Origin of the sequence: Nocardia sp. CA-151230, assembly GCF_050942175.1 — a bacterium.
In the GTDB taxonomy this organism is placed as follows: domain Bacteria; phylum Actinomycetota; class Actinomycetes; order Mycobacteriales; family Mycobacteriaceae; genus Nocardia.
The window spans coordinates 1,610,343-1,625,626 of the sequence record NZ_CP192061.1 but is presented as its reverse complement, the minus strand read 5'-3'; the positions used below and the strand labels follow the sequence as shown (position 1 = coordinate 1,625,626).

The 15,284-nt window shown below is 69.7% G+C and carries 8 protein-coding genes and 1 tRNA gene; 5 read left to right on the top strand and 4 right to left on the bottom strand.

Going from position 1 to position 15,284, the window contains the following annotated elements; all coding sequences use genetic code 11:
* The first annotated feature begins 6 nt into the window (after positions 1 to 6).
* Positions 7 to 309, top strand: a complete 303-nt coding sequence (locus ACQP1O_RS07140; RefSeq protein WP_364621204.1) for an excalibur calcium-binding domain-containing protein — start codon at positions 7 to 9, stop codon at positions 307 to 309.
* A 186-nt stretch (positions 310 to 495) separates the two neighbouring features.
* On the opposite strand, the gene ACQP1O_RS07135 is transcribed toward ACQP1O_RS07140, so the two are convergent.
* Positions 496 to 720 (bottom strand): DUF3618 domain-containing protein, encoded by a 225-nt coding sequence (locus ACQP1O_RS07135; protein WP_433565072.1) that lies wholly within the window; start codon positions 718 to 720, stop codon positions 496 to 498.
* 140 nt (positions 721 to 860) lie between these two features.
* On the opposite strand from ACQP1O_RS07135, the gene bcp reads away from it, so the two are divergent.
* Positions 861 to 1,334, top strand: coding sequence for a thioredoxin-dependent thiol peroxidase (gene bcp / locus ACQP1O_RS07130; protein ID WP_357010875.1), 474 nt, complete (start codon positions 861 to 863; stop codon positions 1,332 to 1,334).
* Between the two features lie 72 nt (positions 1,335 to 1,406).
* Here bcp and ACQP1O_RS07125 read toward each other — a convergent pair whose 3' ends face one another.
* Positions 1,407 to 2,708: a hypothetical protein gene (locus ACQP1O_RS07125; protein WP_433565071.1), complete on the bottom strand. Its 1,302-nt coding sequence runs from the start codon at positions 2,706 to 2,708 to the stop codon at positions 1,407 to 1,409.
* 292 nt (positions 2,709 to 3,000) lie between these two features.
* On the opposite strand from ACQP1O_RS07125, the gene ACQP1O_RS07120 reads away from it, so the two are divergent.
* Positions 3,001 to 3,639: a TetR/AcrR family transcriptional regulator gene (locus tag ACQP1O_RS07120; protein WP_230329926.1), complete on the top strand. Its 639-nt coding sequence runs from the start codon at positions 3,001 to 3,003 to the stop codon at positions 3,637 to 3,639.
* A 20-nt stretch (positions 3,640 to 3,659) separates the two neighbouring features.
* Here the strand turns inward: ACQP1O_RS07120 and acpS are convergent, their stop codons facing one another.
* Together acpS and ACQP1O_RS07110 are read right to left on the bottom strand one after the other, a co-directional pair.
* Positions 3,660 to 4,082 (bottom strand): holo-ACP synthase AcpS, encoded by a 423-nt coding sequence (gene acpS / locus ACQP1O_RS07115; protein ID WP_354834180.1) that lies wholly within the window; start codon positions 4,080 to 4,082, stop codon positions 3,660 to 3,662.
* A 282-nt stretch (positions 4,083 to 4,364) separates the two neighbouring features.
* A complete protein-coding gene (locus ACQP1O_RS07110) occupies positions 4,365 to 13,739 on the bottom strand; it encodes a fatty acid synthase subunit beta domain-containing protein (protein ID WP_433565070.1) in 9,375 nt (3,124 codons plus the stop codon).
* A gap of 388 nt (positions 13,740 to 14,127) precedes the next feature.
* Between ACQP1O_RS07110 and ACQP1O_RS07105 the strand changes: the two genes are divergently transcribed.
* Both ACQP1O_RS07105 and ACQP1O_RS07100 read left to right on the top strand, forming a co-directional pair.
* Positions 14,128 to 14,209 (top strand) — tRNA-Leu (locus tag ACQP1O_RS07105).
* Positions 14,210 to 14,473: 264 nt separating this feature from the next.
* Positions 14,474 to 15,277 carry a Zn-ribbon domain-containing OB-fold protein gene (locus tag ACQP1O_RS07100; protein ID WP_433565069.1) on the top strand — a complete coding sequence of 268 codons (804 nt, stop codon included), beginning with the start codon at positions 14,474 to 14,476 and terminating at the stop codon, positions 15,275 to 15,277.
* Positions 15,278 to 15,284: the final 7 nt, after the last annotated feature.

The following is a 15,284-nucleotide window of genomic DNA, read 5'->3' as shown; positions in this document are numbered from 1 at the left end:
GAATACATGAACGTTCGCCGGCTTCTCGTCACCGCCAGCGTTGCGGGACTGACGACCATCGCAGCCCAGACCGTCGCCCTCGCCGACGTCCCCACCGGTTCCTCCGGCACCGGTTCCTCCGCCATCGACACCGGCTCCGCCGCTACCGGCTCGGCGGGCCTGTCCCAGACCGGTTCGGCCGGCGGACCCGTCTACGAGAACTGCGACCAGGCCCGCGCGGCCGGCGTGGCGCCGCTGTTCCGCGGTCAGCCCGGCTACAGCCCGCACCTGGACCCGGACGGCACCGGAATGGCTTGCCCCACCGTCTGACAACTCTCGGGCTCTCAGGGACACCTCCCTGAAATCCCAAAAGCCAATGCGGCCCGGTCCTTTCGGACCGGGCCGCATGGCATGGGGGACCCAGCGATACGAATATGGCCCGGTCCTGTTGGACCGGGCCATATTCGGGTTCGGGAATTCAGGGGTGACCCCTGAGCGTCCGGGAGTCGGCGCTGCTCAGCGGCGGAAGATCTTGACCACGATGAGGGTCGCGACCAGGGCGCCGGCGCCGATGAGGCTGTACTTGATCTTGGGCTCGTTCAGCTTCGCCATGACCGACCGCTTGGCATTGTCAGCCAGCCGCTGGGGGTCGGTGCGGACCGCGAGTTCATCGAGGGTGCTCGCGAGCCGGTTGCGTGCTGCCTCGATCTCCCGCTCGATCGCCTCGGTATCTCTCGCCACGTCACACTCCTGTCTGGAAACCGCGCTGGAAGGCGGCATTGTCGTCTCGGGGCCGCTCGCGCGACGCAGGCGCATGCGAGCCGACCTGTTCAGGAGTGTATCGCCAACACCGGCTCGAGCCCGTCGACTAGCGTGGCGGCATGACCGAGAATCACCGACTCAGTCCCGGCGACACCGCGCCCGCCTTCACCCTGCCCGACGCCGACGGCAAGGACGTCTCGCTGTCGGACTACCGCGGGCGCAAGGTGATCGTCTACTTCTACCCGGCCGCGAGCACGCCCGGCTGCACCAAGCAGGCCTGCGACTTCCGCGACAACCTGGCCGATCTCGAAGGCGCCGGCCTCGAGGTCGTCGGCATCTCCCCCGACAAGCCCGCCAAGCTCGCCAAGTTCCGCGACACCGAGCAGCTCACCTTCCCGCTGCTGTCCGACCCGGACAAGGAGGTGCTGTCCGCCTACGGCGCGTTCGGCGAGAAGATGATGTACGGCAAGAAGGTCACCGGCGTTATTCGGTCCACCTTCCTGGTCGACGAGAACGGGAAGATCGAGGTCGCGCAGTACAACGTGAAGGCCACCGGGCACGTCGCCAAGTTGCGCCGCGACCTGTCGGTCTGACCGCGAAAACCCGGAATCCCGGCCCTGATTCGGGCCGGGATTCCGTGCGAGAGTCTCGAGAATGGGAAGTCGCTACACCTTCGGCATCGCCTGCGCGGCCCACTGGAGCAGCATGCGCCAGTGGTTGTCCCACCAGGAGGAGAATTCGGTCGTCCCCAACTGCGGGGGCGCGAGTTCGCCCGGGAACAGCCCGGATTCGGTGGGTGCGCCGACCGCGTGGGTCGGGGCCGGGATGATCGACCGCGGATTCGAGGCGACCTCCGATTCCGGGCGGGCCTTGATCAGCGGCCTGGGTTTTCCGCCGGTCCGCGGGTTGTCGCCGCGCGGACCCCAGTTCAGCGTGGCCGGATCGACGGTCACCATATCGGTGGGCTGCAGTTCGGGCGCGGGCTGACCGTGGTTCGGCGTAACCGCATCCGTCGGCTCGACCGGGCCGACCGGAAGACCGTCGACGAAGGGACCGCCGGATCCGGGGTCGGTTGCGGCGGGCGCCGGTGCCTCGCCGGCCGGATGCTCGGCACCGTTGCGTGGGTCGGCGGAGACCCGGGAATCGATGAGCACCGGGGCCGGAACCTTCTTGGAATCACTGCCCGAGGTATAGAACCCGGCCGCCACCAGACCACCCGCGAGCACGCTCGCCGCCGCGAACAGGGCCGCGGTACCGCGGGCGCGGCGGATGCGGTCGGCGGCCTCGCCCGCGAACTCGGCCTCGGGCAGGGCGGCCAGGGCCGCGCCGATGGCCGGTGCGGCCGCCGCCACCGAGCACGGGATGACCGGTGCGCCGAAGCCCGACTCCAGAGCGGCCACCACCGCGGGTTCGGTTGCGGCCGAACCGATCAGCACCACCGCGTCCGGCTTCACACCCGCCGCGTCGAACTGGTCCCAGGCGGCGGTGACGGCCGTGCGCATGGCCTCCTCGGTGGCCGCGCCACCGGTGAGCGTCACCGCCGCGAGCACCCGGCTACGCTCGGGCGAGATGAGCGAGAAGGCCTGGAAGCCGGGCACCACCTCGCAGATGGCGAGATCCTCGAATTCATCCACCCAGGTCATGGCGCGCGCCATCGCGAGATGCGCGGCCTTGGCCGACACCAGAGAGGCGTCGCGCCAGGAGCCGGCGGCCAGCTTGGTGACGATCGCGCGGCGCTCGGCGGTATCCCGGTAGGCGACCGCCGCGCCGAGAATCTCACGGCCCGTACCGATCCGGTCGGCGATGTCCTCCAGCGCCAGCTCCACCGCGACCGCCAAGTCGGCCTTCGTATCTCCGGTGATCGGTTCGACACGCTCGAGCACCACGCGCTCGGACACCTTGTCGCCGTCTTCGGTGAGGGCCACGGCGCGCACCGTGCCGCGCTCGGTGGCGACGCCGATGGTCACCGCAGAACGATCAGGGGTAGGAGCAACCACAATCAGCCTTCCAACGTCGACGTACTGGCGGACGGACAGTCGATATGCGCCGGCAGAGATCCGCAGCTGGGAGGCAGCTGCGATGGGTCTTCGGAGCCGAACGCGGCGTGGATGGGTGGGATGCGATGACACACGAAGTACCGCAGCGTGTCATGCGCGTGTCGCTACCCGTAGGCTGTTCATTGTGGAAGCACGCACGGGAACCGGGTCGACGCGACGACCGGACCCTGCGTTGGAGCTGCAGGACGATCCACAGGAGCTGATGCCCCGTCGCCGCCCGACGCAGGAACGATCAAAACGCAAGTTCGACGCCCTGCTGCAGGCATCCCGGGAATTACTCGTCGAGGTCGGCTTCGAATCGTTCACCTGCGAAGAGGTCGCGGCCCGCGCGGAGGTGCCGATCGGCACCCTCTACCAGTTCTTCGCCAACAAGTACGTCATCGTCTGCGAGCTGAATCGCCAAGACCTGGTGGCGGTTTCGCAGGAACTGGCCGATTTCCACGGCGAGATCCCGTCCATGGACTGGCTGCGGCACATGACGCAGCTGGTCGATCACCTGGCCGATCTGTGGATGACCGACCCGTCGCGGCGCGAGGTGTGGCTGGCCATGCAGTCCACCCCGTCCACGCGCGCGACCGGCGCGATCCACGAAAAGGAGTTCGCCGAAGCGGTTTCGCAGATGCTGCGCCCGCTCATGCCGCGCACCCCGCGCGGCCGCCGCTCCATGATGGCGCAGGTGCTGGTGCACGTCGTGTACTCGATGCTGAACTTCTCGGTGCAGGACGGGCTCAGCCATGAGGACGCCGTCGCCGAGCTCAAGCGCCTCATGGTGGCGTATCTGCTGATCGCGGAAAAGGAATCGCGCTCCGGCGGGCAGCGCACCACCTTCGATCCGGAGTAACCGCGACCCTCCCCCGCGGATCAGTCGCGCATCAGATCGGCCAGTTCGCCCGGATCCTCCAGCACTACCATGGCGGCGGCGGTGTCGCCATCGTGGGTGAGCGACAGGTGAACTCGCACCCGGGGCAGGAATTCCGCTGCCAGCCCGTGCAATTTGATGCTGGGCCGTCCCCAGGCGTCGTTCACGACCTCGATCAACGGGTACGGGTTGTCCCCGATCTGCGGGCTGCGGGCGAAGCGAGAGGTCGCCCACGCCTTGATGACCGCCTCCTTGGCGGCCCACCGGATGGCGTAACTCCGGGCCGGGTCGGTGCCCTTGCTTTGGCAGTAGCGCCGTTCCCCAGCGGTGAAACTCTCCCGGAGCATGGTGGTTCCGGTGCGTTCCAGTTGTTCGGCGAACTCGGAGATGGTGACCAAGTCCAGGCCGATACCCAGGATCGTCACAGTGCGGGACTCCTAGATTCCTTGTGCGTGCAATCGAATTGGCTGCGAACATACCAGCGGACCTACGGCACCGTAGGCTCCCTCGAACACATGTCCCGGTCATCGCAGTGCCATTTGGTCCGCTCGCGGACATTGCCATTTGGTCCGCTCGCGGACATTGCCATTTGGTCCGCTCGCGGACATGGAACAGCGGGCTCGCGCCGGCACTCCGAGGAGCGCCGACGCGAGCCCGCTGTGTCAGACCTGCCGGGAGCTACTTACCGACAGGCCGGTCTGTGTGGCCTACTGGCAGGCCGGTCCCTTCGGCACCGCCACGTAGACGGCATCGGCGCCGAGCCGGGCCTGCTGCGACAGCAGCATGTCGGCTTCCAGCTGCCGCGACTGCTTGGCCGGGGTGCCGTCGCCGCCCAGGCGGCGGTCGGCGGGCCGCTCGTACAGCGGGGCGCCGCCGCACATGGCCTCGGCGAAGCGCTGACGGCCGGCCAGCTGCCGCTCCTCGGCCTTGCGCTGGTACGCCTCCCGCTGCTCGGTGTCGGCGATGGCCTCGACGAACGCCTGCGGGTGCACGATGGCCAGCAGGCCCGACACGTGGCCGAAGCCGAGCGAGGTGACCAGACCGGCCTTGAGCGGGAAGCGATCTCCCACCGCGAGCGGCTCGCGCAGCCACACCAGGTGCGGGTACTGGGCCATCTTCTCGTCCACGCAGTCGAGGCTGCGGTTGGGCGGGATGACACCCTGCTCGAGCACCTGGCACAGGCCGATCATCTGGAACGCCGCCGCGCCGCCCTTCGCGTGACCGGTGAGGGTCTTCTGCGAAATCACGAACAGCGGAGCGCCTTCCGAGCGGCCGATGGCGGTGGCCAGACGCTCGTGCAGCTCGGACTCGTTGGGATCGTTTGCCGCGGTGGAGGTGTCGTGCTTGGAGATCACCGCGATCTCGTCCGGGGTGACGCCGAGCTTGGCGAGTTCCTTGGCCAGCTTGGACTCCGGGCCACCGCGACCCGCGCCCAGGGCGCCCAGGCCCGGAGCCGGAATCGAGGTGTGCACGCCGTCGGCGAAGGACTGCGCGTAGGCGACGACACCCAGCACCGGCAGGCCCATCTCCAGCGCCACCGAGCCGCGAGCCAGCAATACCGTTCCGCCACCCTGCGATTCGACGAAGCCGCCGCGGCGGCGGTCGTTGGCGCGGGAGAAGTAGCGATCGCTGATGCCCTTGGCGGACATGACGGCCGAGTCGGCGGTGGCGGACATGTCGCCGAAGCCCACGATGCCCTCGATGCCGAGGTCGTCATAGCCGCCCGCGACCACCAGATCGGCCTTGCCGAGCCGGATCTTGTCCACGCCCTCCTCGACGGAGACCGCCGCGGTCGCGCAGGCCGCGACCGGGTGGATCATGCCGCCGTAGGAGCCGACGTAGCTCTGAACCACGTGTGCCAGAGCGACGTTGGGCAGCGCCTCCTGGAGAATGTCGTTGGCCCGCGGCTCACCGAGCAGGTTGTCGATGTAGAGCGAGCGCATGGACGACATGCCACCCATACCGGTGCCCTGGGTGTTGGCGACCATGGCCGGGTGCACCCAGCTCATGAGCTCCGCCGGGCTGAAGCCCGAGCCCAGGAAGGCGTCCACGGTGCAGACGATGTTCCACAGCGCCACCCGGTCGATGGAGCCGGCCATATCGGCGGAGATGCCCCACTTGGTGGGATCCCAGCCGGTCGGGATCTGACCGCCGACGGTGCGCGACAGCTTGGCCTTGCGCGGCACGCGAATCTCGGTGCCCGCCTTGCGGGTCACCTGCCAGTCTGCGCCGGCGCCCTCGGACCCACCCTGGCCCGCGACCGGGGTGACGACCGTCTGCTCCGGGTTGGCGGCGAAGAAGGCGCGCGCCTCGGCCTCGCTGTTGACCACGAAGGTGAGGTCCTTGTCCAGGAACACCGAGGTGAGCAGCGGGGCGGCATTGTCGATCATGGCGCCGTCGTCGCCGTAGCGGCGCACGCCGCAACGCTCCACCACGGTGTCGTGGTAGCGGTCGGCCAGCTCGGATTCCTCGACATACTCACCGGATTCGGCGTCGTACCAGCCGGGCTTGGGGTCGTTCTCCCAGGTGACCAGGCCGGTGGTCCAGGCCAGCTCCAGCACGCCCGCGGCGGAGAGCTGGTCGGAGACCTCGATCTCGAACCGGGTGCGCGCCGAACCGTAGGGGCCGAGCTCGCCGGCGCCGACGATGACGACCATGTCGTCGAGATCGGCTGTGACCGAACCCCATTCGGGGGTGGGCAGCTTGGAGCTCAGGGTCGGCGGGGCGGGCAGGGCCGCAATGGTGTTGGCGCCGTCAAGGCCTTCCGACTCGTCGGCGGCGGCCTCGGCCTGCTCGCGGGCTTCACGGGCCAGCTCCGGCAGATCCAGCTTGGCTCCGGCGAGACCGCCGGTCAGGTCGATCTGCTGCGGTCCGGTGGCGGTCACCACGCGGGCCCGCGAGCTGCACCATTTGAGCAGTTCGTCGGCCATCTGCAGCGTGGACCAGGTGTGCACGCCCGCCTTCTCGACGGCCGTGACCAGCGGGTCGTTGCCGACCATGAGGCCGGTGCCGCGCACCCAGCCGATCAGCGCGTGCACCAGGGTGACTCGCTCCGACCAGGACTTCTCCGCGCGCCACTTGGCCACGATGGCGTCCAGGGCGGCCTTGGACTCGCCGTAGGCGCCGTCCCCGCCGAACATGCCGCGGTTGGGCGAACCCGGCAGCACCACATGCAGTTTCGCGTCCACGTCGTGGTCGGCGCCGAGCTTGGACAGGCCGCCGATGAGACGCTCCACCGACCACAGCAGCACCCGCATCTCCATTTCGGCGCGAGCGCCGGCGTCGGAGAGGTCACCGGCCACCCGGGGCGCGGCGAAGGGCAGCAGCAGGCTGGGGGTCATCGCCTCCTTGACGAGAATCTTCGCGCCACCGGCATTGTCGACCTGCTCGTTGCCGACCCACTCGATGAGCGCGTCGATATCGGTGTAAGAGGCCATGTTCGCCGGGACCACCCACAGGGCGGCGCCCTTGCGGGCGTTCTCGCGGTAGAGCTGCTTGTAGAAGCCCAGGCGCTCGTCGTCCAGCTTGGAGGTGGTGACCACGACCGTGGCGCCGCCCGCGAGCAGCCGACCGGTGGCCGCCGCCGCGATGGAACCCCTACTGGCGCCGGTGATCACGGCGATGTCGGAGGACCAGACGCCGGGGTCCTCGCTGCTGAGGGCGGCTTCGGCGATCGCGCCGTAGACACCGGCCAGCACCGAGCGGGCCTCTGTCATGGCCCGGTTGCGCCACCAGGTGGCCTGCGCGGCAACGGCTTCACCGGCTCCGACGTAGCCGTCCACCACCGGTTCGACCGGCAGCGAGCCGTCGTTGCCGAACCACAGGCGGGCGAGATCCTCACGGGCGCTGGCCCACCTGTCGTCGATGAGGACGGCCTTGCGGGCGTCGAAGGCGGGCGCGACCAGTCGCGGCCAGTCCGAACCCAGTTCGGCCGAGACCAGATCCACCAGGGTGTCCTCGGTGGCCTCCGGCGCGGACGCCTGCTCGGCGTGGCCCAGGGACTCCAGGATCACCCGGGCGGCCTGCGCCAGCACGCCGTCGCGGCCGGTGATCTGCTCGGTGAACTCGCCCAGCGCGGCCGCGTCGACGGTCGCGCCGCCACCACCGCCGGCGGACGGCATGGAGACCGCGACTCCGCGGCGCAGGGCCACGGCCTGCACGGCGGCGTCGATGGCGGCATCCACGGACGCACCATCGGAGAGGCCGCCCGAGACCAGGCCGCCCAGGTCGCCACCGCGGACCGACTGGCCCTCACGGGTGCCGAGCGATACCTCGGCGGTGACGTGGCTGGCCCAGCCGTCGCCCAGACCCCAGACCTTCTTGACGCGGTCGCCGATGGCGGCGGGCCGCTTGCCGGAGGGGCCGAAGACCTTGCGCAGATGGTCGCCGATGGCGTCGGAGAGCACCGAGCCGAACGGCTTGTAGGTGCGGGCCAGGCGGTCGACCGTGCCGGACAGCGCGCCCATGTCGGCGTCGGCGGCACCGTCGATGGCACCGAGCGAGAGCTCCGCGCCGAGGTCGACGAGCAGCTGGTTGCGGCGCGACGACACGCCGTCGCACAGGCCCTCGATGGTGTCCACCGGGCCGATCTGGTCCATGCGCAGCTTGGTCCACAGCGCGATGAGCACGCGGGTGGCGTCGGCGGCGGAGAACGCGATGTCGTCCGGGGTGGGGCCACCGGCCGGCACGGCCACGGGGGCCGGCGCGGCGGCAGCAGCGGGAGCCGGGGCGGCAGAGGCGGTTTCGGCGGGGGTCTCCTCGGGCTCCTCCACCGGCGCGGGGTCGGTGTCGGTCGAGTAGACGACGCCGCGCTCGCGTTCGATGTTCAGCACCTCGACCACGGCGCTGCCGAACTGCGGCAGCTTCAGCGTGTTGGACGCCAGGTTCGCGACGGTCGGCGTTGCGGCCAAACCGATTTCGACGAACCGCTCGACGCCGACGCCACCGTGCTCGACATCGGTGAACAGCAGGTCCTGGGTCTCGATCCAGCGGACCGGGCTGGCGAACTGCCAGGCCAGCAGCTCGACCAGGACCACGCGGCACAGCTCGACGGGCTTGGCGGTCCACTCGTCCCAGTCGGCCAGCACCTCGGCCAGCGGCTCGGACGGCACCAGATCCGCGATCTCCTGGACGAATTCGCGCTCCAGGTTGAACGGCTTGGGCACCAGGTTCGGAACGTAGCGGCCGATCAGCAGCTCCGGCTGCAGGTCCGTGGGCAGCAGATCCAGCAGCTTGGTGCGGAACTCCGGCACGCCGGCGCGCAGCACGGTGGAGTGGAACGGCACGTCGATGCCCGGGATGAGCACGAACGCGCGCTTGCCGCCGGTCACGGCGCGCAGCCGCTCGATCTCGTCCTCGAGCGCCTCCATGCCCTTGACCGTGCCCGCGATGGCGTACTGCGAGCCGCGCAGGTTCAGGTTGACGACCTCGAGGAACTCCCCGGCCTGCTCGCCGAGGTTCTTGACCCAGTCGATGACCTGGTCGTCGGCGATGCCGATCTGCGAGGGCCGGATGGCCGCCATGCGGTAGTTGCTGCGGCCCTGGGCATCCCGGGGCACCAGCTCGTGCATGGCCGAGCCGCGCTGGAACACCACCTCGAGGACCGCGTTCAGCGGCAGCACGCCCGCGGCGGCGGCGAGGGCGTTGTACTCACCGACCGAGTGCCCGGCGAGCATGGCGCCCTCGATGAAGGCGCCGGCCTCGCGCAGCTCCGCGACCTGCGCGACACCGAGCGTGGCCATGGCCACCTGGGTGAACTGGGTCAGGTGCAGCACACCCTGCGGGTGGCGGTACTCCACGCCGCGCGCCTTGAGGTAGGTCGGGTTGTCGCGCACCACAGCCAGAATCGAGAAGCCCAGGGCCTCGCGGGTGTGCTTGTCGGCGCGATCCCAGATCTCCTTGGCGGCCTTGGACCGCGTCCGGGCTTCCAGACCCATCCCCTTGGCCTGAATGCCCTGTCCCGGGAAGGCGTAGACCGTCTTCGGCGGCGCGATGCGGCCGGTGGCGGTCATCACCAGGTTGCCGTCGATGCGGCAGGAGACCTCGACGATCTCCGAACCCCGGTCCACCGCAACGCGTTCCACGCGGACATCGATCTTGGCGCCGAGCCGGACCATGCCCAGGAAGCGGGTGGTCCAGGCGGTGATGGTGCGCGGCGGCACCTTGTCGCTCAGATCGATGGCCGAGACGGCGTGCTGCGCGGCGGCCGACAGCCACATGCCGTGCACGATCGGGTTGCCCAGACCGGCCAGCTTCGCGGCGTTGTCGGAGGTGTGGATCGGGTTGAAGTCGCCCGACACCTGCGCGAAGGCGCCCATGGCACGCGGCGCGACCAGGGCCACGTCGCGACGGCGGCGACGCGGGGTGTCGGAGGCGTCCTCGGACAGCGAGCCCGCGGCGCGCGGCGGGTCGGCCAGCTCGGCCCCGCCGGTGCGGCCGCGAATGGCGAAGCGCTCCACCAGTTTCGCGACGGCCGGGGTCTCCAGGCCGTGGTCGCGCATGACGCCGACGGTGACGTTGACCTCGACCACGCGGCCCAGGTCGGTGTCGAGCACCTCGGCGGATTCGGCGCGGACGGCGAGCACGGCGTGCTCGGCGGGCAGCTCGCCCAGCAGCTCGATCTGGTGGTCCAGGTGGACCAGATCCAGCATGCCCTCGATGACGCTCTGCGCGTCCGCGGTGCGGGTGGCGCCCAGGACCGCGAAAACGGCGGGCCAGCAGGCGCCGACGAGCACGTCGGGGGCGGTGCGGCCGATGGTACTCAGGTTGTCGGGCAGGCCCGCGCCGGTGACGCCGGCGTGGTCGGCGATCAGGTCCGGGCTCCAGGCCAGGTTGACGTGCGCCACCTGGGCGCCGTCGACGGCCTTGACCTCGGGCAGCGACTGGCCGGCGGCGACGGCCAGCAGCGCCGACATGGCGGCCTCGGCGTCGGTCTCCGTAATGACCGGCGCGCCACCGCTGTACACGGAGGCCGGGACGGTGATGCGAATGCGGACGGCATCCTTGCCCAGCAGCGGGACGGTCAATTCCACGTAGGCGGAATCGGATTCGGGGCCCTCGGTGGCGGACAGGGTGGAGCCGGTGCGCGGGTGCTTGGCGCCCTTGCCGTTCATCTCCCACTCGTCCAGGTCACCCAGGCGGTGGATGGGGTTGACGGTGGTGCGGCCGGCCCACTGCACGTCGGGGGCGGCGAGCACGATGTCGAGCAGGCCGTTGGCGACCTCGGCGCGGCGGCGGCCGTCCACGGCGGCCGGGACGACGCCCGCGCGCACCAGGGAGTACGCGGTGTTCTGCTCGAAGCGGTCCAGCAGCTCACCGACCGGCTCGTCGACGCGGGTGATGCCGGCGACGGCGACGGTGCCGGGGATGATGCAGACCTGGTCGGCGGTGTAGCGCGGATCGTGGGCCTGCCACAGCGAATCCGAGCGCCACCAGCGGCGCACGTCCTGGTCGACGACCGGGACGAAGTTGACCGGCTTGCCGGGGGTCTTGCACAGCGCGACGAAGAACGGGACGTCGGCCGGGTGCAGCACGGTGCCGGCGGCGGCCGGGTACTGCTCCTTCAGGGTGCAGATGGCCTGGACCGGGGTCTCGAAAGCGGAGTCGTCGGCGAAAAGGGATGCGATTTCACCACGGTCGGCCGGGTTGAGGCGAGATTCGGTGCGGCGCACCATCTCCGCGAACCGGTCGCGCCAGGTGATGTCCAGCCACACCGAGCGGGTGGCGTCGGCGATGGCGTCGGAGAAGTCGGCGCCGCAGTCGAAGTCCTTGCGGCGATCCAGGTCAGGGTGGGTCCGGGGCAGAAAGGCTGCCAGCTCGACGTAGCGCTCCAGCCACTCCAGGTAGGTCATGGTGGCGATGTCGCCGAAGTACGGCTTGGCGGTGGCGTCGAGGGCCTCGATGATCTCGGCGCGGCGGGCGGCCACGGCCTCGGCGTCACCGGCGACCTCGTCCAGCAGGCGGCCCGTGCGGGAGGCGGCGTTGTCGATCTCGTGGATGTCCGCGCCCAATTGGCTACGGCCGGAAGCCATGCCGCCGACGGCGGTGCCCGCACCGACCCAGTCGGGGGTGCCGGGGGTGTCGACCAGCAGCTGCTTCACCTCGGGGGCGGTGGTGGCCTCGAGGGTGGCCATGGCGGCGGTGCCGACCAGCACGCCGTCCAGCGGCATGGCCGGGTAGCCGTGCTGCTGCGACCATTCGCCGGTGAGGTATTCGGTGGCGCGCTCGGGGGTGCCGATGCCGCCGCCGACACAGACGATCACGTTCTCGCGGCTGCGCAGTTCGGCGTAGGTCTCGAGCAGCAGGTCGTCGAGGTCTTCCCAGGAGTGGTGGCCACCGGCGCGGCCGCCCTCGATGTGCATGATCACCGGGTACGACGGCACGGCGTCGGCGATGCGCAGCACGGCGCGGATCTGGGCCACGGTGCCGGGCTTGAAGGCCACGTGGGTGATGCCGACCTCGGACAGCTCCTCGATGAGGGCGACGGCCTCTTCGAGTTCCGGGATGCCGGCGGTGACGATGACGCCGTCCAGCGGGGCGCCGGCGCTGCGGGCGCGCTGCACCAGGCGCTTGCCGCCCAGCTGCAGCTTCCACAGGTACGGGTCCAGGAACAGCGAGTTGAACTGCACCGCGCGGCCGGGCTGCAGCAGGTGCTTCAGCTCCTCGACACGGTCGGCGAAGATCTGCTCGGTGACCTGACCGCCACCGGCCAGCTCGGCCCAGTGGCCCGCATTGGCCGCGGCCGCAACGATTTTCGCGTCGACGGTGGTGGGGGTCATGCCCGCCAGCAGGATGGGCGAGCGGCCGGTGAGGCGGGTGAACGCGGTCTCGACCACGATCCGGCCGTTGGGCAGGCGGATCGGCTTGGGCGCGAATTCGCTCCAGGCCGCGGCGACCTCGGGGGCCGCGCCGGGGGTGAACAGACTGCGCTGGCCCGGGCGGGTGGAGGCGGGGAGCACGCCGACGCCGGTGCCCTTGAGTGAGCCGGCGGTGAGGCGGGTCAGCAGGTCGCCGGGACCGAGGTCCAGGATCCACTGCGCACCACGCGAGACGGTGTCGTCGACGGTGCCGACCCAGTCGATCGGGTCGACGAGCACTTCCCGGGCGAGGCGCGCGGCCAGCTCGGTGTCCAGGCCACACTGCTGGGCCCAGCCCTCGACGAGGTCGACGGTCTCGGCCAGCGCCGGGTGGTGGAAGGCCACCTCGACCGGGATGTCCTCGAAGACGGGGGCGAAGACCGCGCCGCCGCGCTTCTTGGCGTCGCGCTCGCCGGCCTGCTCGGCATTGATCTCGGCGGCACGCTGGCGCACGCGGTCGAGCTGGCCGACGGGGCCGCTCAGCACGGCGCGGCGGCGGCCGTTGCGAATGGACAGCACGGCGGCCTTCTCCGGCGCGACACCGGCCATGACCTCGGCGACAACGGCTTCCAGGGCCTCGGGGTCGACATTCGAGACGGCGACCATGGGGGACTTCTCCCCCACCGGCAGCAGACCGCGGCGGCGGGCGACCAGGCCGGCTGCGGCGCCGATCATCTGGGCGATGGCCAGCAGTTCGGCGTCACGCTGCCCGTGCGCCTCGGCGGCGGCGGCCGCGATGCGGCCCTGTGAGTGGCCGATGACGGCGGCGGGCGCGTGCGCGACGATATCGAGGCCCTGCAGACGCAGCGCGCGCAGCGCGGCGACCTGGGTCAGGAACACACCCGGCATCGAGACGGCGGCGGAGCGCAACACCTGCGCTGACGGCGCTCCCGACACCTCCCCCTGCTCCGGGTCGGCGATCTCTTCTTCCAGCATCCATGCGATGGGGTCGAAACCGACCGGCCGGACCACGAGCAGCTGTGCCGCGATCGGTTCCAGCGTGGTGGCGGCCTCGTTGACCAGCGCCGTCAGCTCGGGCTCCAGGGCGGAATCCCGCCCGATCTCCTCGAGCTCGGTAAGCCACTGCGCGCCCTGCCCACCGAATGCGAGAGCGTACGGCGCGCCCCCCAGCAACCGGTCCAGCAGTGACGACCTGACACCACTCTCCCGTGACTTCCCCGCCGCCCTGGCCTTCGATCCGGTTCCGGTGCTCTCGTTGATCGTCAAGACGTTCGACTTCCTTCTCCTGGCGGCCAGCCTCCAAGGACTGGGCCGCGCTCACGGTGCGCAGGTATCCCTCCGGCCCGCAGGCCCTGGTAGAAGCCGAGGATGGCACAAAATCATGAGGATCTCCTCATGTTTGGTCACCGACCGGGTTCCTACCGAGCAGTTTTTCCGTACGTCCGTACCAGAATGGCGCGAAACATGACCCTCCCTCATGTTTGAAGCCGCTGGTGGACTCGGTTACGTCCGTGTAGGAAATGTGAGGCTCCCTCACATTGGGGTTTATCAAATCGTTATAATCCCTGGTGAGGTTACCGACCAGTACGGCACGCACTCCCGGTGCTTCGCGATCCCCGTTAGACCCGGTAAAGTTTGGACGGTCGTACCGTTAGCGCGAGTGGCGAAATTGGCATACGCGCCAGATTTAGGTTCTGGTGTCCTAGGACGTGCGGGTTCAAGTCCCGCCTCGCGCACACATCCGTGGCACCCGTGCCACGTCCGGCGGACCGCGTGTACGAGTGCACTCGCGCACACAAGGGTTAACCAGTGGCTAACGCTATTGATCTGCACCTTTCTTCTGGACCGATGTGCGTCTCCCGGCCCTGGTTGCCCGGTGCCCCTACTGGGCGGGGGCGGCAAAAATAGGTATGTCGTGGGTAGTTCTGCCGTCGCGGGCAGGGCCGTCCGCAATGCAGTCTCGACAGTGACAGCACAGGCAAGAACTGGCGAGGATTCCGATGTTCGACCACAAGCAGGAGAACCCACGACACTTCGGCGCCCCCTCCGGGCGCTACGGCGGTGCGACCTTGATGATTCGGCGTTGCACCAACTGTGCAACGTTGGTCGCGCCAATGACCAACGCCTGTTCATCGTGCCGGTCCACGACTCTGGACTGGGTACCCTCCTCGGGCACGGGGTCGATCGTGTCGTGGAAGGTGGCGCACCACCCATCGAACACCGGGGCGTGGGAGCAGTCGACGGTCGCCATTGTCGAACTCGACGACGGCCCCTGGATCTACTCCACGATCGACGGTGAGCTCCCACCACCATCGGACCGGCCGATCCGTGTCCGATACGAACCCGACCCGCCCGAGGACCGATTCCCGGTCTTCACCATCGACACCACCGATCCATGGCCTTCGGACGGCAGCACCCCGCCCGACAGCGCGCCCGCGAATGATCGGAAGAGCCCGCAGTCGGCGATGTCCCCCGCGGCACACGACACCCACGACCCGGGATGGGTTCGTTCGTCGATGACGCACTGCGATTTTCTGGCGGCAAACAAATCGCTCGACACAACTGCGAGATCCGTGGTCGAGTTCGCGATCCGACGGGCCCCGTCCGGCGGCGCCAGCGCCGGCGAACTGCTGGTCGCGTTCGGCGTCACCCGCTGGCGGTTCGTGCAGATGATTCGCGAGGCGCTCGTTCAACGCCCCAGCGACACTCGTGATGCGCGAACGCTCAAACGCAACCTGCTGGACTCGCTGTCATGGGCGTGGCGCGCCTACCCCGACTCTTCGGTTTCCTACGTCCCGGGCTAGTGCCACA

Coding starts and splice junctions, on each gene's coding strand:
- bcp (WP_357010875.1), top strand. CDS start 861: ATGACCGAGAATCACCGACTCAGTCCCGGCGACACCGCGCCCGCCTTC.
- ACQP1O_RS07140 (WP_364621204.1), top strand. CDS start 7: ATGAACGTTCGCCGGCTTCTCGTCACCGCCAGCGTTGCGGGACTGACG.
- ACQP1O_RS07100 (WP_433565069.1), top strand. CDS start 14,474: ATGTTCGACCACAAGCAGGAGAACCCACGACACTTCGGCGCCCCCTCC.
- ACQP1O_RS07120 (WP_230329926.1), top strand. CDS start 3,001: ATGCCCCGTCGCCGCCCGACGCAGGAACGATCAAAACGCAAGTTCGAC.